This is a genomic window from bacterium SCSIO 12696 (assembly GCA_024397955.1).
Taxonomy (GTDB): Bacteria; Pseudomonadota; Gammaproteobacteria; order Pseudomonadales; family Porticoccaceae; genus SCSIO-12696.
On the sequence record CP073744.1, the window covers coordinates 421982 to 446139 of the forward strand.

20 protein-coding genes are annotated in these 24158 nt (G+C 50.6%); 13 read left to right on the forward strand and 7 right to left on the reverse strand.

Annotated elements, in window-relative coordinates:
• Positions 1-31 precede the first annotated feature (31 nt).
• Entirely contained in the window at positions 32-2647 is a 2616-nt protein-coding gene (acnB, locus tag KFE80_02065; GenBank protein UTW45721.1) for a bifunctional aconitate hydratase 2/2-methylisocitrate dehydratase, read from the reverse strand.
• A 270-nt stretch (positions 2648-2917) separates the two neighbouring features.
• On the opposite strand from acnB, the gene KFE80_02070 reads away from it, so the two are divergent.
• Positions 2918-3562: a glutathione S-transferase gene (locus KFE80_02070; protein ID UTW45722.1), complete on the forward strand. Its 645-nt coding sequence runs from the start codon at positions 2918-2920 to the stop codon at positions 3560-3562.
• A gap of 82 nt (positions 3563-3644) precedes the next feature.
• Here KFE80_02070 and KFE80_02075 read toward each other — a convergent pair whose 3' ends face one another.
• Complete coding sequence (locus tag KFE80_02075) at positions 3645-4154, reverse strand: hypothetical protein (GenBank protein ID UTW45723.1); 510 nt, start codon at positions 4152-4154, stop codon at positions 3645-3647.
• Between the two features lie 681 nt (positions 4155-4835).
• Here KFE80_02075 and KFE80_02080 point away from each other — a divergent pair.
• From KFE80_02080 to KFE80_02095, 4 genes are all read left to right on the forward strand, one after another.
• The gene (locus KFE80_02080) at positions 4836-5489 is read left to right on the forward strand and encodes a tRNA-(ms[2]io[6]A)-hydroxylase (protein ID UTW45724.1); all 654 of its coding nucleotides are present in this window, start codon (positions 4836-4838) and stop codon (positions 5487-5489) included.
• Positions 5449-5970 carry a paraquat-inducible protein A gene (locus KFE80_02085; protein UTW45725.1) on the forward strand — a complete coding sequence of 174 codons (522 nt, stop codon included), beginning with the start codon at positions 5449-5451 and terminating at the stop codon, positions 5968-5970. The genes KFE80_02080 and KFE80_02085 overlap by 41 nt, the downstream gene beginning before the upstream one ends.
• 78 nt (positions 5971-6048) lie before the next feature.
• Complete coding sequence (locus KFE80_02090) at positions 6049-6696, forward strand: hypothetical protein (protein ID UTW45726.1); 648 nt, start codon at positions 6049-6051, stop codon at positions 6694-6696.
• Positions 6693-7379, forward strand: coding sequence for a TIGR04283 family arsenosugar biosynthesis glycosyltransferase (locus KFE80_02095; GenBank protein UTW45727.1), 687 nt, complete (start codon positions 6693-6695; stop codon positions 7377-7379). Before KFE80_02090 ends, KFE80_02095 begins: the two co-directional genes overlap by 4 nt.
• A gap of 10 nt (positions 7380-7389) precedes the next feature.
• On the opposite strand, the gene KFE80_02100 is transcribed toward KFE80_02095, so the two are convergent.
• Genes KFE80_02100 through KFE80_02115 form a run of 4 tightly spaced genes read right to left on the reverse strand, consistent with a single transcriptional unit; the run spans position 7390 to position 9765 of the window.
• Positions 7390-8118 (reverse strand): tetratricopeptide repeat protein, encoded by a 729-nt coding sequence (locus KFE80_02100; protein UTW45728.1) that lies wholly within the window; start codon positions 8116-8118, stop codon positions 7390-7392.
• A gap of 46 nt (positions 8119-8164) precedes the next feature.
• On the reverse strand, positions 8165-8428 hold the full coding sequence (locus KFE80_02105) for a hypothetical protein (GenBank protein ID UTW45729.1): 264 nt from the start codon (positions 8426-8428) through the stop codon (positions 8165-8167).
• Between the two features lie 46 nt (positions 8429-8474).
• Positions 8475-9197 (reverse strand): UDP-2,3-diacylglucosamine diphosphatase, encoded by a 723-nt coding sequence (locus tag KFE80_02110; GenBank protein UTW45730.1) that lies wholly within the window; start codon positions 9195-9197, stop codon positions 8475-8477.
• A 58-nt stretch (positions 9198-9255) separates the two neighbouring features.
• A complete protein-coding gene (locus tag KFE80_02115; protein ID UTW45731.1) occupies positions 9256-9765 on the reverse strand; it encodes a peptidyl-prolyl cis-trans isomerase in 510 nt (169 codons plus the stop codon).
• 166 nt (positions 9766-9931) lie between these two features.
• On the opposite strand from KFE80_02115, the gene KFE80_02120 reads away from it, so the two are divergent.
• From KFE80_02120 to KFE80_02145, 6 genes are all read left to right on the forward strand, one after another.
• Positions 9932-11590, forward strand: a complete 1659-nt coding sequence (locus KFE80_02120) for a glutamine--tRNA ligase/YqeY domain fusion protein (GenBank protein ID UTW45732.1) — start codon at positions 9932-9934, stop codon at positions 11588-11590.
• A gap of 22 nt (positions 11591-11612) precedes the next feature.
• On the forward strand, positions 11613-12992 hold the full coding sequence (gene cysS, locus KFE80_02125) for a cysteine--tRNA ligase (protein UTW45733.1): 1380 nt from the start codon (positions 11613-11615) through the stop codon (positions 12990-12992).
• Entirely contained in the window at positions 12992-13987 is a 996-nt protein-coding gene (locus KFE80_02130; protein ID UTW45734.1) for a D-cysteine desulfhydrase family protein, read from the forward strand. The genes cysS and KFE80_02130 overlap by 1 nt, the downstream gene beginning before the upstream one ends.
• Before the next feature lie 234 nt (positions 13988-14221).
• Positions 14222-15391, forward strand: a complete 1170-nt coding sequence (locus KFE80_02135; protein ID UTW45735.1) for a hypothetical protein — start codon at positions 14222-14224, stop codon at positions 15389-15391.
• A gap of 223 nt (positions 15392-15614) precedes the next feature.
• Entirely contained in the window at positions 15615-16826 is a 1212-nt protein-coding gene (gltS, locus tag KFE80_02140; GenBank protein ID UTW45736.1) for a sodium/glutamate symporter, read from the forward strand.
• 22 nt (positions 16827-16848) lie between these two features.
• Positions 16849-18357, forward strand: coding sequence for a TAXI family TRAP transporter solute-binding subunit (locus tag KFE80_02145; protein ID UTW45737.1), 1509 nt, complete (start codon positions 16849-16851; stop codon positions 18355-18357).
• 71 nt (positions 18358-18428) lie between these two features.
• Here the strand turns inward: KFE80_02145 and KFE80_02150 are convergent, their stop codons facing one another.
• Positions 18429-19355 (reverse strand): LysR family transcriptional regulator, encoded by a 927-nt coding sequence (locus KFE80_02150; protein UTW45738.1) that lies wholly within the window; start codon positions 19353-19355, stop codon positions 18429-18431.
• Between the two features lie 276 nt (positions 19356-19631).
• Here KFE80_02150 and KFE80_02155 point away from each other — a divergent pair, with 276 nt between their 5' ends.
• Together KFE80_02155 and KFE80_02160 are read left to right on the forward strand one after the other, a co-directional pair.
• Positions 19632-22688, forward strand: a complete 3057-nt coding sequence (locus KFE80_02155) for a TonB-dependent receptor (protein UTW45739.1) — start codon at positions 19632-19634, stop codon at positions 22686-22688.
• A 272-nt stretch (positions 22689-22960) separates the two neighbouring features.
• The gene (locus tag KFE80_02160) at positions 22961-24142 is read left to right on the forward strand and encodes a succinylglutamate desuccinylase/aspartoacylase family protein (protein UTW45740.1); all 1182 of its coding nucleotides are present in this window, start codon (positions 22961-22963) and stop codon (positions 24140-24142) included.
• Positions 24143-24158 lie beyond the last annotated feature (16 nt).

Sequence of the window (24158 nt, forward strand, 5' to 3'; positions counted from 1 at the left end):
GTCTCACGTTTTACATCTCTCGTCTCACGTATTACGCCACTTCCACAATCTGCTCCGCAGCAATCAACTTACCTTCTTCAGCGCCTTTCTGGAACGACTCAATCTGGTCGAAGTTCATATAGCGGTAAATGTCGTCCGCCATGGAGTCGATATCACCGGCGTATTGCAGGTATTCCTCCGGGGTGGGCAGTTTGCCCAGTACCGCACCGATGGCCGCCAGTTCCGCTGAGGTCAGGTACACGTTGGCACCGTCGCCCAAACGGTTCGGGAAGTTGCGGGTGGAGGTGGACAGTACCGTGCTGTTGGGGGCTACTCGGGCTTGGTTGCCCATACACAGGGAGCAGCCGGGCATTTCCATACGGGCGCCGGAGCGGCCGAAGATGTTGTAGTAGCCTTCTTCCATCAGGGTGTGCTCATCCATCTTGGTAGGGGGCGACAGCCACAGGCGGGTGGAAATACCGCCACCGGCATGTTGTTCCAGCAGTTTGCCGGCAGCGCGGAAGTGACCGATATTGGTCATGCAGGAGCCGATAAACACTTCGTCCACTTTGTCGCCAGCAACTTCGCTGAGCAGGCGGGCGTCGTCTGGATCGTTGGGGGCGCAGACGATGGGTTCTTTAACTTCGTTGAGGTCAATTTCGATCACCGCCGCGTATTCCGCGTCGGCGTCTGCTTCCATCAGGCTGGGGTTGGCCAGCCAGTCTTCCATTTTGCGAACCCGGCGTTCCAGGGTGCGCACATCGCCGTAGCCTTCGGCAATCATCCAGCGCATCAGGGTGACGTTGGAACGCAGGTATTCGGCCACTTCTTCCACGTTCTGCTTAATGGTACAGCCGGCGGCAGAGCGTTCTGCAGAGGCGTCAGACAGTTCAAATGCCTGCTCCACAGTAAGACCATTCAGGCCTTCAATTTCCAGAATGCGGCCGGAGAAGAAGTTCTTTTTGCCTTTCTTCTCCACCGTCAGCAGGCCCTGCTGAATGGCGTAATAGGGGATGGCGTGCACCAGATCGCGCAGGGTAATGCCCGGTTGCATTTCGCCTTTAAAGCGCACCAGTACCGATTCCGGCATATCCAGTGGCATTACGCCTGTGGCGGCGGCAAAGGCCACCAGACCAGAACCAGCAGGGAAGGAAATGCCCATGGGGAAGCGGGTGTGGGAGTCACCGCCAGTTCCTACGGTGTCCGGCAGCAACATGCGGTTTAGCCAGCTGTGGATAATGCCGTCGCCGGGGCGCAGGGACACACCGCCGCGGTTCATAATAAAGTCTGGCAGGCTGTGTTGGGTGTCGATATCCACGGGCTTGGGGTAGGCAGCGGTGTGGCAGAACGACTGCATGGTGAGATCTGCGGAAAAACCCAGGCAGGCCAGGTCTTTCAGCTCGTCACGGGTCATCGGGCCAGTGGTGTCCTGGGAGCCCACAGTGGTCATTTTCGGCTCGCAGTAGGTGCCTGGGCGGATGCCTTCAACACCACAGGCTTTGCCCACCATTTTTTGCGCCAGGGTAAAGCCCTTGCCGCTGTCGGCGGGGGCGGTGGGTTTGCGGAACAGGTCGGATTCCGGCAAGCCCAGAGATTCGCGGGCGCGAGCGGTCAGGCCACGGCCAATAATCAGATTGATACGGCCGCCGGCTTGTACTTCGTCCAGCAGCACGTCGGATTTGAGTTCAAACTCAGACAGTACTTCGCCGCTTTCGGAAAGGATTTTTCCGTCGTAGGGGCGAATTTCGATCACGTCGCCCATGCTCAGTTTTTCTACGGGTGCCTCAAACACCAGTGCGCCGGCGTCTTCCATGGTGTTGTAGAAAATCGGTGCCACTTTGCCACCGATGCAGATGCCGCCGCCTTTTTTGTTGGGTACGCCGGGCAGTTCGTCACCGAAGAACCACAGCACCGAGTTGGTGGCGGATTTACGGGAAGAACCGGTGCCCACCACGTCGCCCACAAAGGCAACCTGGTGGCCTTTGGCCTGAACCTCGGCCACTTGCTGCATGGGGCCGGTGACACCGTGTTCTTCAGGAGTCAGGCCGTCGCGGGTCATTTTGAACATGGCGCGGGCGTGCAGGGGAATGTCCGGGCGGCTCCAGGCGTCTGGGGCAGGGGACAGGTCATCGGTGTTGATTTCACCGGTGACTTTAAAGATGGCAACCTTGATGCTTTCAGGTACTTTGTCCTGGCTGGTAAACCACTCGGCGTCTGCCCAGCTTTGCATCACCGCTTTGGCGTTTTCGTTACCCTTACTGGCTTTTTCTTCCACATCGTGGAAGGCGTCAAACATCAGCAGAGTCTTTTTCAGTTGGGTGGCGGCCAGTTCACCGAGATCGGCGCTGTCTAGCAGTTCCACCAGGGTAGAGATGTTGTAGCCACCCAACATCATACCCAGCAGTTCAACCGCTTTGGCACTGTCGATCAGTGGCGAAGTGGCTTCGCCTTTGGCAATGGCAGACAGGAACCCGGCTTTTACGTAAGCGGCTTCGTCAACACCGGGAGGAACGCGATTGGTAATCAGGTCTACCAAAAACGCTTCTTCACCCGCCGGAGGGTTTTTCAGCAGCTCGACCAGGTCGGCAACCTGTTCCGGGCTGAGGGGTTTGGCGGGAATATTGAGAGCGGCACGTTCAGCGGCATGTTGGCGATAGGCTTCAAGCACTGGGACTTCCTCTTGGTGATGTGGATATTCGCTATCCCGCAATACACAAGCTATCGGGGATTTTCTGAGTGGTCGCAAATAGTACTAAAAACTGCCTTTTGATAACAGGGTAATTAGCCAAAGGTACGGCAGATATAGATTGTATCTATACTCTTTGGGTAGCGCGTGTTTGCTGCGTTGCCAATCAACACAGCAGTCTCAGGAATTTATCCATTGGCCCGTGGTCAACCAGTGCAATAACAACCCATGATAACTGCGAGGATAGAACCCATGATCAAGCTCCACGGCCTGGCCATCAGCAACTACTACAACATGGTGAAACTGACCCTGTTGGAAAAAGGATTGGACTTTGAGGAAGTGACAACCTTACCCAGCCAGGAACCGGAATTATTAGCTGCCAGCCCAAGAGGCAAGATCCCTTTCCTCGAGGTGGACCGAGGTTATTTGAGTGAAACGATTACCATCATGGAATATCTGGAAGATTTGCACCCAGAGCCGATTCTTTACCCGCTGGATGCTTATGACTCCGGTGTTGTTCGCCAGCTGATCCAAATGATGGAACTCTACGTAGAGTTGCCTGCTCGTAAATTGCTTGGGCACGTGGTGTTTGGCCGTGAGTTGACGGAAAGCGCCAGTCAGGAGGCTCGCGAAGGTCTTGAGCTGGGCCTGCCTGCAATACAGCGTGTGGCACGTTTTTCGCCCTACATTGCCGGAGACAGCTTTACCGCTGCGGATATTTTCGCTTACTACACCACGATGCTGGCTGGCTTCCTTACGGAAAAGGTGTACGGTGAAAACCTGATGCTTCAACTGGAAGGATACAGTGAATGGCGGGCGACGGTTGCAGAGCGACCACTGGTGCAAAGGGTGGATTCAGATCATGGGGTGGCGATGGCGGAGTTTATGGCGAAATAGGCAAGGTGCCATCTGATGCTTGTGTTTGTCCTGTATTTATTTTGCGAGTGAGACGTTACTTAAAAAATTAACAGCAATTACATTATATAGGCTTCACCTGACGTAACATGTCTGCCATTCTATCTAGGTTCATAAGGCGCCACTCATCAGTGTTGATCTTTTGGACGCTTTTAAGTATGGAGTGAGCATATTTTTTTTGAGAAATTCTGCGCTGAATATTAGAAGTACGTATCTTAATGTTTTCATCATACACTTTGAGCGTCTCAATATATTCTCCCAAAGCCACGCATACAGCATCTAGTGGGTAATGTTCCCTAGCGCCTATAGTCTTATCAATTTTTTTGCCATCGATAACATCTTGGAGAGAGACATTTACATTGCTACCAAAAAAATCGGTGCGTAATAACAACCTATTTAAGCGTTCTTTAATTGGGGCTAGCCGCATTTCATGGTCAAGTTCTTTCTGATCATATTCCTTATCTTGTCGGTTGTTCCTAAAAAAGCCTAGAGTTGCTACTAAGGTCAATAGCAAAGATATGAGAGTTATGATGTGCCCAGTTGATAAGTCGTATGATGGTAGGGTAAGTGTCATTTGCCGCCTCTGCCAATAATAATCCTGACTGCAATTGGGTATAAAAGCGGCGGTTTCCCGCCGCTTGGTTGGTGATTAGTTAGGAGTGGATCGGTAATGCTCTTTAACCCGTTTTTTCTTACCCTCTCGAGTAGTTCGGGTATGAGCTGGAACGTGAACTTTTTTCTTACCTTTTTCTGTCTTAGCCATGGTAGGTCTCCAATTTTTAAGCTAAATAGAGAGACCGACTGACCACAAAATCGGATTTGACTTTGTTTCTATCAACAACCAGAATTGCTCGGCTAATCGCATAAGTTGTTGTGTCAGTGGTGTGTGCACGCCTCTCTAAGACGTGATCCTTATGCACTTAAAGGTCGCTGAGGTTGGTGATGTAGGAATCCTAATTACCTCAGCGGCCTTTCTTTCTTCGGGTGTCGGAAGATACTCGAAAGTCCTTGGGTAACAATATATAGGGTGTTTTTTGTCTTAACAACACTATATGTTGATTGTTGTGGCTTTCTTTGTTGATTTGTTAGTGTGTGCTTACCATGTGATGCTTTTGTATATGTATACAGTAAAAGGTCAACTGTTTTTAAGGGATTTTTTTCCGAAAAGAACTTATTGTTTGTATGCGAATAGAAGAGATGAATTGAATACAGAGGCTATATTCGCCTCTATAGCAATAAGGACTAAAACCGAAATATGACGCTTGAGATTTTACACCTTCAGGAGTTTCTGCCCTGTGAAACCCCGGATGCCTGGATCGAAGCTGCCCTGCAAAACCCCCATATTTTGTTGATTGACCACGCCAATTGCGAACTCAAGGCGGCGCAGTCGGCTCAGGCATTAATCTGGAAGTACGGCAGCTCACCCGCAGAGGGGTTTGCCCCCAAGAAGGGCCACTATGTGGCCAGTTTTGAGCTGTTGAACAAAATGTCGAAGCTGGCCCGGGAAGAACTGCGTCATTTCGAGCAGGTGCTGGCCATTATGAAAGATCGCAATGTGCCTTACACACAAATCTCCGCGGCCCGCTACGCCGCTGAACTGCGCAAACTGGTGCGCACCCAGGAACCGGATAAGTTGGTGGATACACTGGTGATTGGTGCTTTTATTGAGGCTCGCTCTTGCGAGCGCTTTGCCAAATTGGCGCCGCATCTGGATCCAGAGTTGGAAAAATTTTACAACTCATTGCTGAAGTCCGAAGCCCGCCACTTTAAAGATTACCTGAGCCTTGCTGAAAAGGTGGCGCAGGGCAGTATTGATGCCCGTGTTGAACTGGTACGCCAGCGAGAACAGGAGCTGATCGAAAGCCCGGATGCCGAGTTCCGTTTTCACTCCGGGCCAGTGGAGGCCTGAGGAGTTGGCCAGCGCCGGGGAATATTCTCTATTGCGGCTGATATTATTGCTAGCCAGCGCATTGTTTATTGCGGGGTTGTGGATGCCCATTGCCACCATCGAACAGTTTTTTATTTTCGATAACCAAATTTCTGTGCTCTCTGGCCTGTGGGAGCTGGCTACAGGCGGTCAGCTGGTTTTATTTGTATTGATTCTGTTGTTCAGCGTGTTGTTGCCGCTGGCCAAAATGGGGTTGTTGTGGTCTATTTTACTGGTGCCTCAGCAGTCCACTTCCCCCCGCAGTAAGCGCCTGTTACACATCATGCACGACTTTGGTCGTTGGTCCATGCTGGATGTGTTCGTGGTGGCGATGTTAGTGGTCGGCGTAAAACTGACTGCAGTGGCAGATATGGAAACCCATCTCGGTCTTTACCTGTTTTGCAGTGGAATCCTGCTGACCATGGGAGTGACTGCGCGGGTAGCCTATTGGCATCGGCATTGAATTAATCCTGAAGCTCTTGGGAACCTGTACTGATCCTTGTTATCTGAATAGCACCTAATTACTGAGCTTGGGACTGCCATGCACTTTGCACCTGATGAATCGATTCAGATCGCCCGTATGCTACAGGTGTTAAAACAGGGTGAAGAGGTAGCCAGAGACTGCGCTCGTATGCAGGCACAACTCAGGCACAAATATGAGCCCCGGGTGGCCAAGTTTCTGCGCTCCCAAGCCCGTCAGGAACACTTTCATGCCCAGACTATTCAGGCAGGCATTCTGTGGGCAACCCCCAAAGCTCATCGTCAGAATACCCATTCGCCAGCGATGGAAAGCCTTTATCGACGTTGCTGCCAGGCTATCAAAGAAGGTCGCTATGCCGAGTCAGTGCTGGCTATTCAAATTGTGTTGGAAGGCATGGGGGAGACTGTGCTTCGAGCCATCGACAGCAATATGGAACGGCGCCGGTTGGGCTTGAAAAAACTCCGCCATATCATTGTTCACCAGGAAGTGGCCCACCACACCTTTGGCTTGCGTGAATTGGATAAAGCGGTAGCGGCTGAAGGAATGGAGCAGAGTGAAGTCGTGAGGCTGTCTCAGGAGTACTTGGATTTAAGCGAGCGAGTATTTGCCGAGCTGGATACGGTATTTGAGTATTTTGGTGAGAGCGAACAGAAGTTCCAAACCAGCGTAAAAGATGCCTTGCCTGAATGGCTGCAGGCGGCCATATGATCTCGGTGGTTATTCCCACACTGAATGAAGAGCGGGCACTGCCCGCTACCTTGCGCGCGTTACTACCGCAGCAGCATCTTCAGGAAGTGATTGTCTGTGACGGCGGCAGTACAGACACTACCTTGGCAAAAGCACAGGGTTTTCGGGGCCTCCTGCCCAATCTACAGGTTTTTCAGGCGCCTCCTGGTCGTGCTCAACAGATGAACGCAGCGGCCCAGAAAGCCAGTGGTGAGTGGCTGCTGTTTCTCCATGCGGATACCACATTGCCAGCGAATGCTTTGGCAGCCATTGCCAGTTGTGACAGCGATGCCGGTGTTTTTTGCCATCGCTTTTCTGGCAATCACTGGGGGTTGAGGTTGATTTCCGTGTTGCACAATAGCCGTTTTCGCCGCTCTGGGATTATGTACGGTGATCAGGGCATTTTTGTGCGCAGGGCACTTTTTCAACGAGTGGGCGGCTACCCGGAAGAACTGATGGAAGACATTCGTTTTAGCGAACAGCTGCTAAAACACACCAGCCCGGTACAGCTTACACAAACCCTGATTACCGATTCGCGTAAATTTGAGCAGATCGGCGTTTGGCGAGCGTTTTGGTGGGTGTTGATCATTCTTTGTAAGGACAGGTTGTGGCGGGGTAAAGCCGGAAAACTGGTTAAGCCTGAGTTTTTTGCAGAATACCGCTAATCGCCATACTCTACTTCTTTTCCGCGTCAAACCCATTGCCTTTCATGGCTTCGATCACCCAGTGATTCCCCGGAGAAATCTCCAGTGCTTTCTGGTAGTGAGTCAGTGCTGCTCCCGGTTGTTTTAGCTTACTAAAAGCCCGACCCAACCAAAGGTGCAGATCAACAGTACCCCAATTGACTGGGTCGTTTTCGTCACTGGCGTTCAACCCTTGCTGCAATAGAGTAAGCGCTTCTTTGCTGCTCCCCCCAAACAGTGCTGGAGTTTGAAATTTGGCCACACCCAGCATCAACATTGCCCGGGGATTTTTTGGATCCAGAGCTTGGGACGCTTTTAACGCGCGGGTGGCTTTGCGATTAAGACCGATGGCAGAAAAGGGTTTGACAATAATTTTCAAGCCGTAAAGAGCTCCCAGCATCACTTGGTATTCACTCTGTAGCGATTCCGGTGCGGTTTTTATGGTTTGTCTGGTTTGTTTGATGGCGTTGTTGAGTATGACTTTGGCGGCTTTTTTATCGCCGTTTTGGATCAGTGCAGCGGCAAGTCGGTAATCCAGTAATAGGGTGGCGTAAGGGTAGATTTCTGTGTCTGAACTTGTATTTGCGTCTTTTCGCAACAGTTGCAGCTCTGCCACCTGATTCTGAGCGAACAGGGCTTCAATTTCGCCGATTTCCAGGGCAAGCGCCTGATTGAACTGTAGTGTGAGAGAAATGGCCAGCAGCCAGTAGATAAAGCGCATGAGTCGTCCATCTTTAGGTATGCATCACAGACCTTATAAATAGACTTCAGTTCTCTGGTGCAATCTCAAAACTGCTTAATTCCAGATTGTTTTGATCGGCGGTGAGTATCCAGCCGTGATGGTGCCAGTCCCCAAGCACAATACGTTCGCCGCCATTGTGGTGATGGCGAGCGGGGCGGTGAGTGTGACCATGAATCATTTTGTCTACATGGTATTTGGCGAATAGCCGCTCCACTGCATCGCCATTAACATCCATGATATTGAACTGTAGTGTGAGAGAAATGGCCAGCAGCCAGTAGATAAAGCGCATGAGTCGTCCATCTTTAGGTATGCATCACAGACCTTATAAATAGACTTCAGTTCTCTGGTGCAATCTCAAAACTGCTTAATTCCAGATTGTTTTGATCGGCGGTGAGTATCCAGCCGTGATGGTGCCAGTCCCCAAGCACAATACGTTCGCCGCCATTGTGGTGATGGCGAGCGGGGCGGTGAGTGTGACCATGAATCATTTTGTCTACATGGTATTTGGCGAATAGCCGCTCCACTGCATCGCCATTAACATCCATGATATTGCTGGCTTTGTTGCTGTTGGCATTCATGCTCTTGTCGCGCCAGTCGGCGGCGATCTGCAGGCGTTTCTTCAGGGGAATGCAACGTAGCAAACCCGTACCCAAAGGGTTGCGTACCTTGCGGCGAAACTTCTGGTAATCGATATCGTCGGTGCACAGGGTATCGCCGTGCAATAACAGAACTCGTTGGCCATACAGGTCAATGACATGATGCTCAGGCAACAGGGTGCAGCCAGTGGCCTTGGCAAAGCGTTTGCCCACCATAAAGTCGCGATTGCCGTGAGTGAAGTAAAGGTGAGTGCCGCTGGTTGTCAGTGCTCGCAAGCGGGATTTGATGTTCGCTAAAAATTCCGATGGGTCGTCATCACCCACCCAGGATTCAAACAGGTCGCCCAGGATGTACAAAGCATCCGCCTGTTTTGCCTCATTTTCCAGAAATTCATAGAACGCCTGGGTAATTTCCGGGCGCTCAGGAGCGAGGTGAAGGTCAGAGATAAAGAGTGTTGTCATGGGGGTTAGACGTTCGACGTCAACGCTATCGTCCGACGCCGAACATTACGTCAAATGATTACTTCTCTGCGTATTCGTCAGAGACGGAAACACTTTCGATAACAATGGAATCGGTCGGTACATCCTGATGAAAGCCAAAGTTGCCGGTTTGAACGCCTTCGATGTCTTTTACGACGTCCATACCGTCAGTAACTTTGCCAAATACTGCGTAGCCCCAGCCCTGGCTGTTTTTGCCGGTGTGGTTAAGAAAGCCGTTGTTGGCCACATTGATAAAGAACTGGCTGGAGGCGGAGTGAGGATCCATGGTGCGGGCCATGGCCAGGGTGCCTTCGTCGTTGGCAAGGCCGTTGTCTGCTTCGTTCTCAATAGGGTCGCGGGTGGGTTGTTCTTTCATATCCGCATCCATGCCGCCGCCCTGGATCATAAAGCCTTTGATTACCCGGTGGAAAACGGTGCCAGCGTAAAAGTCGTCTTTGCAGTATTGCAGAAAGTTGGCGGCGGACTTGGGTGCGTTGTCAAAGTCCAGTTCAATGGCAATATCGCCTTTGTTGGTATGCAGGGTAATCATGGTGCTTTCCTGATGATAGGTTGAGTAGGTGGAAAGTGGCGTATGGTAAGGGCTGGCGCGCAAAGAGGCAATTTCGGGTGAGACAGGGTAGGGGTGCTGCCGTATAATCCCGCGCTTTGGCACAGTAATCAGTACAGCAATAGTTGCACTCTTAATTGGAACCGTGATGTCCGACGACGTAAAACCTCTTAACTTTATCCAGCAAATCATCGAGAAAGACCTGGCTGATGGAAAAATCAGCCAGGTGGTTACCCGTTTTCCACCGGAGCCCAATGGCTACCTGCATATTGGCCATGCTAAATCCATTTGCCTGAACTTCGGTTTGGCCCAGCAGTATGGTGGCGTTTGCAACCTGCGCTTTGACGACACCAACCCGGAGAAAGAGGAACAGGAGTACGTTGACGCCATCAAGGAAAACGTTCGCTGGCTGGGCTTCGATTGGAACGGCGAGGTGCGTTTTGCCTCTGATTACTTCGACCAGTTTTATGAGTGGGCCAAATACCTGATTGCCGAGGGCAAAGCCTATGTGTGCGAGCTGAACGCGGAACAGACCCGCGAGTACCGCGGCACCCTCACCGAGCCGGGTAAAAACAGCCCTCATCGGGACCGCCCGGCGGAGGAGAGCCTTGCCTTACTGGAAGCCATGCGCAACGGTGATAAAGACGAAGGCAGTATGGTGTTGCGCGCCAAAATTGATATGGCGTCACCCAATATGAACCTGCGCGATCCGGTGATGTACCGTATTCGCAAGGCCAGCCACCATCGCACCGGCGACAAGTGGAATATCTATCCAGCCTACGATTTTGCCCACGGTCAGGAAGATGCTATCGAGGGCATCAGCCATTCCATCTGCACCTTGGAATTTGCCGCCAACCGACCTCTGTACGACTGGTTTATTGAAAACCTGCCGGTGCCCAGCGAACCTCATCAGTACGAATTTGGCCGCCTTAATATCAACTACACGGTGACCAGCAAGCGTAAGCTCAAGAATCTGGTGGATGAAGGTCATGTGGATGGCTGGGATGATCCCCGCATGCCAACCATTTCCGGCCTGCGTCGTCGCGGTGTTACTCCAGCGGCAATTCGCAATTTTTGCGATTCCCTGGCGGTGGCGAAAACCGACGGCATTGTCGATATGGCGCAGTTCGAGTTTTTTATTCGCGAAGACTTGAACGAAAATGCCCCACGGGCGATGTGTGTGTTGGACCCCATCAAAGTTGTGTTTAGCAACGTCGATGGGGCCGAGAGCATGGCCCAACCAGTGCATCCCAATAAACCAGAATTGGGCGAGCGCCAGCTGCCATTCGGTAAAGCCATTTATATCGACCGGGCGGATTTCAGTGAAGACACCACCCTGTCTCGCAAGAAGTTCAAGCGCCTGGTATTGGGCGAATACGTGCGTTTGCGTGGCGCCTATGTGATTAAGGCCGATGAAGTCATCAACAATCAGCAAGGTGAAGTAACCGAGCTGCATTGCTCTATCGTGCCCGGCACAGTGGGCGAAAACCCACCGGAAGGTATTCGCCCCCGTGGTGTTATTCACTGGGTCGACGCGGATAACTGTGTGGATTGCGAGGTGCGCCTGTACGACCGCCTGTTTAATGAAGCGGCGCCAGACAGTGGTGACAAAAACTATCTGGATCATATCAACCCGGATTCACTGAAGGTGCTCACCGGTTGTAAGGGCGAAGCTGGTTTGGCAGAGGCGGTGGCAGAGCAGCCTTACCAGTTTGAACGGGAGGGCTACTTTACGAAAGATAACCAGCGCGCTGACAAGCTGGTGTTTAATCGCACCATTGGTTTGAAAGATAACTGGAAAAAGTAAAAGCCTGACGTTGGACGTAGATATGACCCTGAAAATTTACAACACTCACAGCGGCCAGAAAGAAGCCTTTACCCCACTGGAAGAGGGCAAGGTGAAGATGTACGTCTGTGGCCCCACGGTTTACAACCGGGTACACATTGGTAATGCCCGACCGGTGGTGGTGTTTGACACCCTTTACCGGGTTTTAAAGTCGCTTTACGGCGATGTGACCTACGCTCGCAATATCACCGACATTGACGACAAAATCATGCAGGCGGCAGCAGACAACGGAGAGGATATTTCCGAACTGTCGGCCCGCTACGCTCAGGCGTATTTTGAGGATATGGCGGCGCTCAATAACCTTGAACCGGACATTGTTCCCTATGCCACCCAGCACCTGCCAGAAATGATCGCCATGATCGAGCGATTGATTTCCACGGGCAACGCTTACGCGGCGGAAGGCCACGTATTGTTTGGGGTGCAGTCGATGGATGATTACGGCAAGCTCTCCAACCGTTCATTGGAGGACATGCTGGCTGGTGCCAGGGTGGAAGTGGCGCCGTACAAAAAATACGCTGGCGATTTTGTGCTGTGGAAGCCGTCCAGTGACAGCGAGCCAGGGTGGGACAGCCCCTGGGGCCGTGGCCGCCCCGGCTGGCACCTGGAATGTTCGGCGATGATTGAAAAACACCTGGGTGACACCATCGATATTCACGGCGGTGGCCGCGACCTGGTGTTCCCTCACCACGAAAACGAAATTGCCCAGAGCCAATGCTCCCACGGTGGTAAGCAGTTTGTGCGCTACTGGATGCACAATGGTTATGTGAATATCGACGGTGAGAAGATGTCCAAGTCATTGGGCAACTTCCGCATGGTTAACGAGCTGCTAAAAGAGTACCCCGGCGAACTGCTGCGCTTTGCGCTGCTTTCTGCCCACTATCGTTCCGATGTGAACTTCAATGCGGACATGTTGGACAGTAACTGGAAGGTCCTTGATAGTTTGTACGGTGCGTTGCGTGATGCTCAGGATGTGGAAGCTGTGGATGCCAGTTTATCCGGTAGCGCTTTTCTGGCAGCTTTGCATGACGATTTGAATACTCCGTTGGCGATTAGTGAATTGCACCAGATGGCACGGGAACTAAACAAAGCGGAAGGTGCTGAAAAAGCCCACAGAAAAAGTCGCCTGCTGGCTGCTGGCGCGATGTTGGGCGTTTTGCAAGGAGATGCAGAGAATTGGTTTAAGCAGTCCCGCGGCAGTGATGAAAGTTTGTCAGAGCAACAAATAGAAAACCTGATCAATGAACGCACTGATGCCAAAAAATCCCGTGACTTTGCTCGCGCCGACCAGATTCGCGATGAGCTGCAAGCTGCGGGTGTGGTTCTGGAAGATGGCCCTGAAGGCACCAAATGGCGGCGTGAGTAATGTTGCAACTACCTGAACGTTTGTCTCTGGCCCAGCGCAACACGCCGTTGCAATTTTTGCCGCGCTTGTCTGCTGAGGTGGGCTGCAATATTTGGGTGAAACGAGACGATATGACCGGTTGCGGCTTGACCGGCAACAAAGTCCGCAAATTGGAGTTTACCCTTCACCATGCCTTGGCAGAGGGCTGTGATACCTTGATTACCTGTGGTGGAGTGCAGTCCAACCACTGCCGTGCGACGGCGTTACTGGGTGCTCAGTTGGGTATGAAGGTACACCTGATTCTGCGCGGTGCTCCAGAACAGGCAGAAGGTAATCTGTTGCTGGATAAACTGTTCGGTGCAGAAATCAGCTATTACCCGCCGCGGGAATACATCCCCAACCTGCCGCAATTGTTTGCCCACTGGCAAAAGCATTATCAAGATCAAGGGCGCAAGCCTTGGCTGATTCCTACAGGTGGCAGTGATGGCATAGGTCTGTGGGGCTATATCAGTTGTGCTCAAGAGCTGGCTAAAGACGTTCAGGCTGCGGGCATTAATCCGACTGCTATTGTTTCGGCATCCGGCTCTGGCGGCACCCAGGCGGGGCTGACCGTTGGTGTGGCGGATGCTATTGGTGCTGAGCTACCGGTGATTGGTATCGCGGTGTCTGATGACAGTGCGTACTTTGTGAATAAAGTGAAGGAAGATATTGAGGACTGGCGGCAGCGCTATGGTTTTTGTGGCGATAGCTGGTTGGATGAGCTCAATGTACTGGTCAATGCAAATTACATTGGCCCTGGCTATGGTGTAGCGACTCAGCCAGTATTCGACACCATTAAACGTCTTGCCCGCCTGGAAGGAATTTTGTTGGATCCGGTGTATACCGGCAAAGCCTTCCATGGGCTGCTTGGTGAGATAGAGCAGGGCGCATTTGCTCCCGGTAGTGACTTGGTATTTGTGCATACCGGTGGCGTGTTTGGCCTTTTTGCTCAGAAGGGCCAGCTTGATTTGGATTAGCTTTTCACAGTGTAGGGGTGCTTTATTTATCTTGTCCTCGATCAAGGTGGCCAGAGCTCCAGAGCAGCGCTATTTTCTGACAAGGGCGCTTTAATTGAACTCTGTCGCCAGCCGGTTTCTACAAGCTACCCACAACCGGGGTGGGTTGAGCAAGACCCATTAGAAATTGTCAATTCCCTGCGCAGTTGTATTGTCGGGTTAAAGGAAACAGCACAGATTCAAAGTGCAGCCCTGGTGACGCAGCGGTCGAGCATCGTCTGCTGGGATCGAGCAACAGGGGAGCCGTTGACGCCAGTTATCAGCTGGCAAGACACCCGGGGCTCAAACATCCTTGAGCAGGTAAGTCTTTCATTAAATGACGTTCGCCATCGTACCGGGCTGTTTGCCAATAGCCATTTCGGTGCCAGTAAAATAGCCTGGTGTTTGCGTCACTCCACGGCAGTGCAGAAAGCTTCTCGTGAGAAGCGCCTTTGTATAGGGTCGATCAGTAGCTTTTTGCTGCATCATTTGGCGGCAGAAAGGCCGTTCTCCATAGACCCTTGTAATGCGCAGAGAACCTTGCTGTACAACATCTCTGGTAGGTGTTGGGATGCTGGCTTGCTAGATCAGTTTGGCCTTTCAGTAGATAGCCTGCCAGAAGTGAAACCCCATATCAGTGACTGGGGTACATTATCTGTGGCTTCTCGGCCAATCCCCATTCGTTTGGTGTCCGGTGATCAAAATACGGCCTTTGTGGCCCTTGGTGCTAATCATCAGAGTACGGCGGTGGTGAACGTAGGCACCGGAGCATTTATTGGCATACCGGTTGCCAATCCAGCTGATGTGCCTGACCGACTGTTGAAAACAGTTTTGCCAGGTGCTGGTCAACAGCAGTTTATTGCCGAAGGAACGGTAAATGGTGCGGGCAGGGCGCTAAATACCGTGGCTCAGCAACTGGGTTGTGATATTGAGGCAATGCGCCCCCTGCAAAATAAAGAGTTGATCTTCCTCAATGGTGAAGGTGGCTTGGCTGCGCCGTATTGGCAAGGGGGTTTTCAGTCCCGTTTTATCGGTGAGGGTGACCCTGGCCACAAATTGATGGCGGTTCGGGAGAGTATCGGTTTTTTGTTGCGCTGCTGCCTGATGGAGTTTGGTCAACAGGAGAATCAGGTCGACTGTCTCAAGGTTGCTGGCGGTGTCTCCCGCTCAGATACCTTTTGCCAACAGCTGGCGGATCTTTTTCAGCGTCCGGTGCTTCGCCCGAGTATGTCCGAGGCGACTGCTATGGGTGCGGCCATGTTACTGGCGGAAAGCCCATCATGGGAAACGACTGAAGATCGATTCGTGCCGAATCAGGATAAATGCCTGCACAAGCGCTTCCAGCACTGGTTGGATGCTATGGAAGCTAGCAAAGGGCTGCTGTAGGGTGTATAACTCGTTGGCTGCGTAAAAACGACAGGGGCTGGGTTTCTCTCCATACCCTCAGTCGGTATTGAACCCATTATAACCTTGAGCTATAAGTTCAAACTTATCAGCAGTGTAGGCGTTCTGAGCGCTGGGCTAGGATAAACAGCTGTACCGAAGTATGCATCGATTGGGTAGGTCGATCAGGTGCACTAATCAAAACCACAACAAAGATAACCGGGTTATGGAAATTAATATCACAGTAAACCTTCTCGGCACCTTGCTGATAGCACTTATTATTCTCGCTATCGGTTATTTTCTTTGCCACAAAATCCCATTTTTGAATCGCAACAGTATTCCTGAGCCGGTGGTCGGGGGTCTGATTTTTTCAATTCTCTCTGCCATTGCTTATTCGTTTTGGGGGGTTCAGTTCGACTTTGATATGAGCCTCAAAAGCCCATTAATGGTGATGTTCTTTACCACCGTGGGTTTGGCGGCCAGTGTAAAATTGCTGATTAAGGGTGGCCCCAAGGTTGTGCTGTTTCTGGGTGTGGCCACATTGATGCTGATTTTGCAGAACAGTATCGGTGTGCTGATGGCGACATCCGCTGATATGCACCCGCTTTACGGCTTGGTGATTGGTTCGGTAACTCTCTCTGGTGGCCACGGTAACGGTGCCACTTATGCAGGCCTGTTTGGCAGCCACTATAACCTTCAGGGTGTTTTGGAAATTGCCATGGCGGCAGCTACCTTTGGTTTGGTGCTGGGCGGTATGATCGGTGGCCCGGTAACAGAGCGTTTGATCAAAAAGTACAACCTCAAGCCCACGGAAAAGCATGTTTCGCCGGATGATATGGTGACTTATGACGTGGATGACAAAGACATCGTCACTCCACGCCGGATGATGGAAACTCTGCTGATTCTGGCGGCCTGTATGTTGGGTGGCGGCTGGCTGCATGCAATAGTGGTTGAAGCTGGCTTGGTGCTGCCTTCGTTCCTGATGCCTTTGCTGTTGGGTGTTGTGGCTACCAACCTGTGTGAGCTGAGTGGTAAGTACAAAATCAGCAATGGTGCCATCGACTTGTGGGGCACCATGTCTCTGTCTATCTTTTTGGCTATGGCAATGATGTCGCTGAGGGTTTGGGAGTTGATCGCACTGGCTGGCCCAATGCTGTTGATCATTGCTTGTCAGGTGCTTGCCGTCATGATGTTTGCCTACTTCATTACCTTCCGCATCATGGGTAAAACCTATGACGCGGCGATTATGGCAGGTGGTCACTGTGGTTTTGCGATGGGTGCAACACCAACGGCAGTGGCCAATATGGAGGCTCTGGTTAACCGCCATGGCCCTTCGCCTCAAGCGTTCTTGGTGGTTCCCCTGGTAGGCGCTTTCTTTATTGATATTACCAATGCGTTGGTAATTCAGTTGTTCCTGGCATTTCCTTTTGTGCTGTAACTGATACGGGTAGGAAGACACCATGAAAAAAATAGTTGTTACCGCACTCTCGGCTTTTCTCGTTTTGTTGGCTGGCTGCTCCCGCGGCCCAGATGTCTCCAACCTGCAAAGTGACCTGCAGGATCGTCTGGATAGCACCTTTGGTGAGGGGCTTTTTGAAGTCTCCTCATTTCGCCGCTACGGCTCACAACCGCTGTCTTCAGCGGAGGGCGATAATCGCGACCGCATTGCCATTTACTTTAAGGCAGACCTGGAGCTTCAGAAAGATCACCGATTTTCCGATTGGACGGGCCAAAATAAGGCGACCTTGCACACGGTGCTGGGCTCTGCTGAAAAGGGCATAGAAGGCATTGTTGATAAAGGCAACAGCAGTGGCGACGTGATCAGTGCCCACGGCTTGGGTGTTTATGCCGACAACAATGGTTCTTGGGTGGCTGTCGCTGCAGATCTTCTTCAGGAGCAAACCGGCGGACAGTCTGAAGCTGGGCTGGTTGCAGAAATAGATGCTGCCGATAACCCTCGTGATGTGATGGTCATGAGCTGGCAGCAAAAAGCTTCCGGTGAGCTTTCCAAGGTTGCCGACACTCTTGATGAACGAGGCATGACCGTAGAAAGCAGTGCGTTGCGTTCTGGTATGCAGTCTCTGCTGACTGAAGCCAACTTAAAGGTGTTGAAGAGTCAATCTACCCATAGCCTGGTCAGTGGCACACAAGGGGGTGACTACTACGCACTGGGTGAGGGCCTGGAAAAGGCAATCAGTAGTCAGGGTGTAAAAACCGCTGTAGTGCCATCGACAGGTGCTCTGGATAATTTGCGCCTGCTCAAGGAGCAGTTAACCTCCCTGGCAATTACCCAAAGTGATTTGGCCATCGCTGCCTATAACGGTTCCGGTGCATTTGAGCGCAATGGCAGCCAATATATTCGTGCAGTAGCGAGTTTGTACCCAGAGCCAGTGCAAATTGTGGTTCGGGAGGGTGCCGCTATTAAGGGTCTCGCCGACTTGGCAGAAAAACGTGTCAATATTGGCCCTGATGGCAGTGGTACTCAGAATAATGCCCGCCAGATCCTGGGCCTTGCAGGTATCGATGAGCGTGACTTTACGACTTACGATCTGGCGACTTCTGTGAGTGAGCTGCTGGCCGGAAACTTGGATGCTGTGTTTATTACCAGTGCCGCGCCTACCAATTATCTGAAAAATATAGGTGATAGCGTCAGTTTGCTGCCTTTGGAGCAAAATATTGTCAATGCGCTGAGCAGTGGTGCTGGTTATGTGGCTCATCAGGTACAGGCTGGTACCTATCCTGGTGTCGACGAGCCGGTGAATACGGTTGCCGTTACTGCACTGCTGGTGGCCGATAGTGAAACGCCGGAAGAGCAGGTAAATGCTGTGCTCAATGGTCTGTTCGGTGACTCTGTGCAATTGAGTAATTTTGGTGAGCGGGGCGCGAGCCTCGATCGCAGCAAAGCGTTATCCGGTATTGCTATTCCTCTGCACTCGGCAGCAGAAGCCTACTTTGCTGAGTCGAAATAATTTGGCACCAAATAAAAATCCCCGCTTTTGCGGGGATTTTTTTGCTTGGTAATTCGTTCCATCGCAGCAGATCAGGCAGGGCCTTTGTGCAATGTTTCTTGGTTGAGTTGGTGAATTTCCTGAAAGGCATTTTTAATGTAATCAAGAAAGTCTTCAGAGGCTTTTGAAAGCGGCTGATTGCCGTGATAAAAACAGCGCAATTCAAACTCAATGGGTGGGCTGAACCCGTGGCTGACGACATTGTCCATGCCAAGAGCATTGGCGGTAAACTCATCCAGTATGGAATAACCCAGCCCCCTGGATACCAGGCTTTTTGCCATATAGTAAGTTTGAGCGCGAATAAAGGTTTGCGGAATAGGGTGGTTTTCCAGATTAAAGCGCTCGTTGAGTAGGTCGCCTAACGGGCCGGTGTCAAAAATAGAGATATAGTTTTCATCGGGCATGTCCGATAGCTTCACTCGGTTGTCACCATCCACCGGTGGCTGAGTGGTTGAAACATGCACCAATTCACCGGTGCCGATATTGCGAGATTCAATGCCTGGGTGGTCTCGGTCTGTAAAAACCACACCGAGGTCATTTTCGTGCTCGTACAGCGAATCAATCAGCTCACCGTAGTGTTTGGTCTGCACATCGAAGGTGATGTTGGGAAACTTGTCGTGAAAGCGCTCTATCGCCAGTGGCAGTAGGTTGAGGCCCAAAGCGGGCATACAAACTACTCGAATATGGCCGTGAGTATGTTCTTTCAAGTTTTCGGCGGTCTTTTTGATGGTGCCGATTTGCTGGTAAATTTTACGCACTTCCTCAATGAGAGAGTGGGCTTCGGAGGTGGGCACCAGCTTGCCTTTGACCCGCAGAAAGAGTTTAAAGCCCAGCTGCAGCTCGGCATGGCTCAATACTTTGCTGACGGAAGGTTGGGAGACGTGTAGAAGGCGGGCGGCATCAGATATGGAACCAGTGTTATACACCGCATGAAAGACTTCGATGTGTCGTAAACGCATGTTTAAAAAGGTCTTTGTTATTGTCTATAGCCTATAGTTATACCTTTCAAGCCCTTAGTCAATACGGAAGTTACCCCAATAGGGGGGTATTTGCTTTTTCGCTAGTCTCCTGGGGCATTCTCTCTATTACTATTGGTTATAGGCGGTACAACTAGTGTTAGTGGTAAATGCACTGGTTTCTGTCTAGATTTAACATTGACGTGTCTAGAAACGTCAGATTTTTATGGTTTAAACCTAATTTATCTAAGATCAAGAAGTAACCGAGGGGTACTAAAGATGGCACTACACAAGAGGTCAAAACTCAGCTCTCTGTTTGCTAATGGACTCACGTCCTGCTGCTCACTGCTGGTAATGGCACCACTGTCCATGGCATTTGCCGAAGAGTCAGAAGACGAAGCGGTAGTTGATGAAGAAATTGTGGCGGTTGGCTCACAAATTAAAGGCGTTAACATTGCAGGTACATTGCCTGTAACTCAGCTGACTGCAGACGATATCTCTGCAACTGGTGCTGTGGATGGCGAAGACTTGGTTCGCTCCATTCCACAAATTGGTGCAGTTGGCTTTACCGAAACACGCGGCGGCACCACTGGTGTTAACGCTGCTCGTGGTGATGTTTCTTCCATTAACCTGCGTAGTATTGGTGACGGTAACACCTTGGTGCTGTTGAACGGCCGCCGTTTGGTATTGCACCCCATTACTCAAACCAGCAGCATCGACGGTGTACCCGTAACCGCTGTTAACGTAAACGCACTGCCCGTTGCCGGTCTTGAGCGTGTTGAGGTTCTTCGTGATGGCGCAGGCGCACTGTATGGTTCTGATGCGGTTGCTGGTGTTGTTAACTACGTTGTTAAGAAAGAAGGTGATCAAGGCCGCTTTAATGTTCGCTTGGGTACAGAAACTGGTACTACTCGTGACGATATTTCTGTAAGTGGTTTCAAAACTTTCCAATTTAACGATGGAGCTACTTTCTTAACTGTCTCTGGTAGCTTTGACTCTAAAGATGGCGTATTGGCTTCTGAGTATGGCTTCTCTTCTAATGAAGATATCCGTGGCCTTTTGCCTGAGCGCTTCCAGGATGATACCAGTGGCGACAACCGTACTACTTTGGATTTCTTGCCACGCCTGACTTATGACGTACTGGGCAATCTTCAGTTGCGTCCTGCTAACGTAGTGGGTAACCAGATTAGCAATCCGACACCAACATTCTTCGGTCCTGACCAATGTGGTGATACCGGGATTGACGGCAATTTGTTTACTTTTGAGTCAGACGGCCAACTTTTGTGCCTGGATAATGACATCGGTTCAGAGACTTTAGACTCTCTCGAAGATGCTATCCGCTTTAACCGAAATGAAGTGCGTACTCTGGTTCCGGATCGTGAACGTTTTAACTTCTACAGCTACTTGTCTCACGAGCTGGAGAGTGGTACTGAGCTTTACGGTGAATTCAGCTACTACTATTCAGAGACAGATCGAATCCGTGAACAGCCCAGTATCCTGAGTAATGGTCGATTCCGAGTTGCTGCGGACTATTTCTGGAACCCTCTCGGTCCTGTAGGCAGCCCAAATCGTCTGCCTGGCCTGGATGGAATTATCCCTGATGAAGGCTTGGGCTTCGAGTTGCGCGAATTCCGCCCCGTTACTCTTGGACCTCGTCAAACTACTGTAGAAAGTGACAGCTACCGCTTCTTGGTAGGAGCCACAGGTGAGTGGGGTGAAAACTGGTCGTGGGATACAGCTCTTGTTCACAGTGAAGCTAACACCGAAGATAGCACTAGCAATCGTGTGTTGACCTCTGCTCTGCAAGCGGCGCTGAACAATACGCCAAATGCATTTAATATCTTCTCGTCGGTAAACCCAAATGATCCGACCAGTGGTATTGATGCAAGCCCTGCTGACCCCAGCACTTTCCAGTCTTTCCTGACTACTGTAGTTCGTGATGTGACAACTACACTGACTTTGGTGGACTTCAAGCTGTCTAATGCTTCGCTGTTCGCCTTGCAAGGCGGCGACGCGGCGTTAGGTTTGGGTGTTGAGTATCGTCAAGAAGAGCTGGACGAAGATAACAGCTCTAACTTGGATGGCTCCGCTCCATTTATTGATCCTCTGGATACTAGCCTGGCGCCAGGTGAGGTAACTAACCCAAGTGACGTACAGGGCAGTAGTACTCGCCCAGACGTATTTGCTGATCGTGACGTGTTCTCTGCTTACGCGGAACTGGTTCTGCCTATACTGGCAGATGTTCCTGGAGCAGCTAGCCTGGATGCTCAGATCGCTGTACGTTATGAAGACTTTGATGACGTAGGTAGCATTACTCGTCCGAAGTTCGCATTGTCTTGGTCGCCTATTGAGCAGTTGCAATTCCGTGCTGCCTTCTCTGAAGGTTTCCGTGCACCTAACTTGATTCAGTTGAACTCCCCAGGAACCTCTATCACTACTGGTGTTGATGACTTTGCAACCGGTATTGCCCTGGGTACAGGTGATATCAACGATGGCCCCGCTAATGGTAACTATGTGTTGACTACTAGTGGTAACCAGAACCTGACTCCTGAAGAAAGTGAAAACCTCAGCTTTGGTATTGTTGTAAGCCCAACTGATGATTTGACAATTACTCTGGACTGGTGGGAAGTTGAATCGGTTGGTACTGTAGGTGTACTGAGCGATGAAAACGAATCTCGACTGGATGCTGTATTGCGTGCTCAAGGCTCCTTTAACCCACGTGTTATCCGTGATGCCAGCACTATTGATCCAGTAACCAACCCATTTGGTGACATCGTTCAAATAACCCGTTCGTTTGAAAACCTGAACACCCGGACAGTTGAAGGTGTTGATATTCAAGTTGAATACAGCTTCGACACGGATATCGGTAGCTTTAAAGCTGGTTTGAACGGCGCTCGTACTCTGTCCTTCGATCAAGAGGCTGGTGGTGATGCACTGCAGATTGTAGCTGCTGGTGCTGATTTAGCTGTTCTTGGTTCAGCTGTAGGCTCTCAAGTTGAGCGTGAGTTCATTCCTCGCTGGCGTGCTTCTGGTTCATTGAGCTGGAACAGCAACGATGACCTCTGGGGTGCCCGCCTCTTCGGTAGCTTTGTAGGTAAAGTGTTTGAGCCTACAATTACTGATAATGGCGACTTCTTCTTCCTGGAGACTCAAACCAGATTTAACGCAAGTGTTGTGCGTCGTGATCTGTTTGGTGAAGGCAGCAGCGTCACCTTCGGTGTTAACAACCTGACTGGTGAAGAGCCTCCTGTAGCTGATGAGTCTTTTGGCTTTGAAGGTGAGTTGCACTCCAGCCGTGGACGTTACTTCTACTTAAGTGCTACATATACTTTCTAAGCACTCTTTGTAGTTGAATTAAAGCCGGGCAGGGCAACTTGCCCGGCTTTTGTTTTTCAGTTTTTTTAGAAAAATTGAAGATATAAAATTAGCGTCTGACGTAAACCCAGGTTTTAGTTATAGCCAAAAGATATATCCGCTTTAAACACTACTAATAGCTAATCTGACGCTAACCACTAAGATGGAATATCGTTTAAAATGGGATTCAATTTGAGCTCAGAAAAATATTTTGAGTGTCTTTGAGTCGCAGAAAAAAGAGAGTGGGGACTGTATTGAAAAATCAAAATTTAGTTTTAATTTTTGCAATATTAACAGTCCTGCTGTCATCTTGTGATTATCGTATTGCACAAGATATTGCTTCTGAAACTGAGTGCGTCTTTGATGATGTAAGTTTTGATGCCAATTTCCCAACAGGTCGAATTGATGGCTGTCAGCAAACTGCTGAGAACCAATTTGAGCTGACCATAGAGCCTGAATCGCTGCCTGCGCACCACAGCCCCTGGTATGCGTTTAAAGTCACTTCTCAGCAAGAAAAAACCATTTTGGTGACATTGAATTACACCGAAAAATCTCATCGCTATGCACCCAAAACCAGCCCAGATAAAAAAGTTTGGACCCTGGTGCCAGAGGCTCAGGTAGCCGAACTCAACGATGGCAAATCGGTGCGTATTGAACTCGCTGCCGGCCCCCAACCCTTGTATGTGGCCGGGCAGGAAATCATCGACAATGATGATTACGAACAGATGGAAACACTGCTGGCTCAAAAGCCGTTTGTGACACGCACCCAGATTGGTAACAGCGAGCAAGGTCGCCCCATCTACAAACTGGAAACCAATAGCTCCGACAGTGGTGATTATCTGGTATTAACTGGCCGCCAGCACCCGCCAGAAGTTACTGGTGCATTGGGGATGATTCATTTTGTCGATACCGTAATGGCAGATACCCCGTTAGCCCAGGAGTTTCGCAGTAACGTTAATGTGCTGATTGTTTTTAATATGAACCCGGATGGGGTTGAGCACGGCCATTGGCGTAAAAACGCCAACGGTATTGACCTGAATCGCGACTGGGGCCTGCTGGAACAGGCGGAGACTCGAGTTGTGATCAACGAATTGCAACGTTTTTTAGATAACGACAACGAGCGTATGCGCTTTTTTGTGGATTTTCACTCCACAGGCAAAGATGTTATTTACACACTGAAAAACAGTGAACCGGCTGATGCGGAAGAAACCATCTTTCAGTGGCTTGATAAAATTATTGAGCGTTTGCCCGAGTATCCGTTAGTGACTGGTGGCAGCTACGACCCCAGTAAATACGTTTCAAAAAATTATATTTTTAAGACGTTTGGTGTGCCAGCAGTGACTTACGAAATGGGCGACCATACGGATCGCGAAGTGATTCGAATAAAATCTGTAGTCGCTGCTGAAGAAATGATGAAACTACTGTTAGGTCGATAAGGCCGTACAATTGCAA

What these genes read in the sequence shown, in the direction of transcription:
- KFE80_02070 (UTW45722.1), top strand. Translation starts at nt 2,918, where the DNA reads ATGATCAAGCTCCACGGCCTGGCCATCAGCAACTACTACAACATGGTG.
- KFE80_02075 (UTW45723.1), bottom strand. Translation starts at nt 4,154, where the DNA reads ATGACACTTACCCTACCATCATACGACTTATCAACTGGGCACATCATA.
- KFE80_02080 (UTW45724.1), top strand. Translation starts at nt 4,836, where the DNA reads ATGACGCTTGAGATTTTACACCTTCAGGAGTTTCTGCCCTGTGAAACC.
- KFE80_02085 (UTW45725.1), top strand. Translation starts at nt 5,449, where the DNA reads ATGCCGAGTTCCGTTTTCACTCCGGGCCAGTGGAGGCCTGAGGAGTTG.
- KFE80_02090 (UTW45726.1), top strand. Translation starts at nt 6,049, where the DNA reads ATGCACTTTGCACCTGATGAATCGATTCAGATCGCCCGTATGCTACAG.
- KFE80_02095 (UTW45727.1), top strand. Translation starts at nt 6,693, where the DNA reads ATGATCTCGGTGGTTATTCCCACACTGAATGAAGAGCGGGCACTGCCC.
- KFE80_02100 (UTW45728.1), bottom strand. Translation starts at nt 8,118, where the DNA reads ATGCGCTTTATCTACTGGCTGCTGGCCATTTCTCTCACACTACAGTTC.
- KFE80_02105 (UTW45729.1), bottom strand. Translation starts at nt 8,428, where the DNA reads ATGCGCTTTATCTACTGGCTGCTGGCCATTTCTCTCACACTACAGTTC.
- KFE80_02110 (UTW45730.1), bottom strand. Translation starts at nt 9,197, where the DNA reads ATGACAACACTCTTTATCTCTGACCTTCACCTCGCTCCTGAGCGCCCG.
- KFE80_02115 (UTW45731.1), bottom strand. Translation starts at nt 9,765, where the DNA reads ATGATTACCCTGCATACCAACAAAGGCGATATTGCCATTGAACTGGAC.
- KFE80_02120 (UTW45732.1), top strand. Translation starts at nt 9,932, where the DNA reads ATGTCCGACGACGTAAAACCTCTTAACTTTATCCAGCAAATCATCGAG.
- cysS (UTW45733.1), top strand. Translation starts at nt 11,613, where the DNA reads ATGACCCTGAAAATTTACAACACTCACAGCGGCCAGAAAGAAGCCTTT.
- KFE80_02130 (UTW45734.1), top strand. Translation starts at nt 12,992, where the DNA reads ATGTTGCAACTACCTGAACGTTTGTCTCTGGCCCAGCGCAACACGCCG.
- gltS (UTW45736.1), top strand. Translation starts at nt 15,615, where the DNA reads ATGGAAATTAATATCACAGTAAACCTTCTCGGCACCTTGCTGATAGCA.
- KFE80_02145 (UTW45737.1), top strand. Translation starts at nt 16,849, where the DNA reads ATGAAAAAAATAGTTGTTACCGCACTCTCGGCTTTTCTCGTTTTGTTG.
- KFE80_02150 (UTW45738.1), bottom strand. Translation starts at nt 19,355, where the DNA reads ATGCGTTTACGACACATCGAAGTCTTTCATGCGGTGTATAACACTGGT.
- KFE80_02155 (UTW45739.1), top strand. Translation starts at nt 19,632, where the DNA reads ATGGCACTACACAAGAGGTCAAAACTCAGCTCTCTGTTTGCTAATGGA.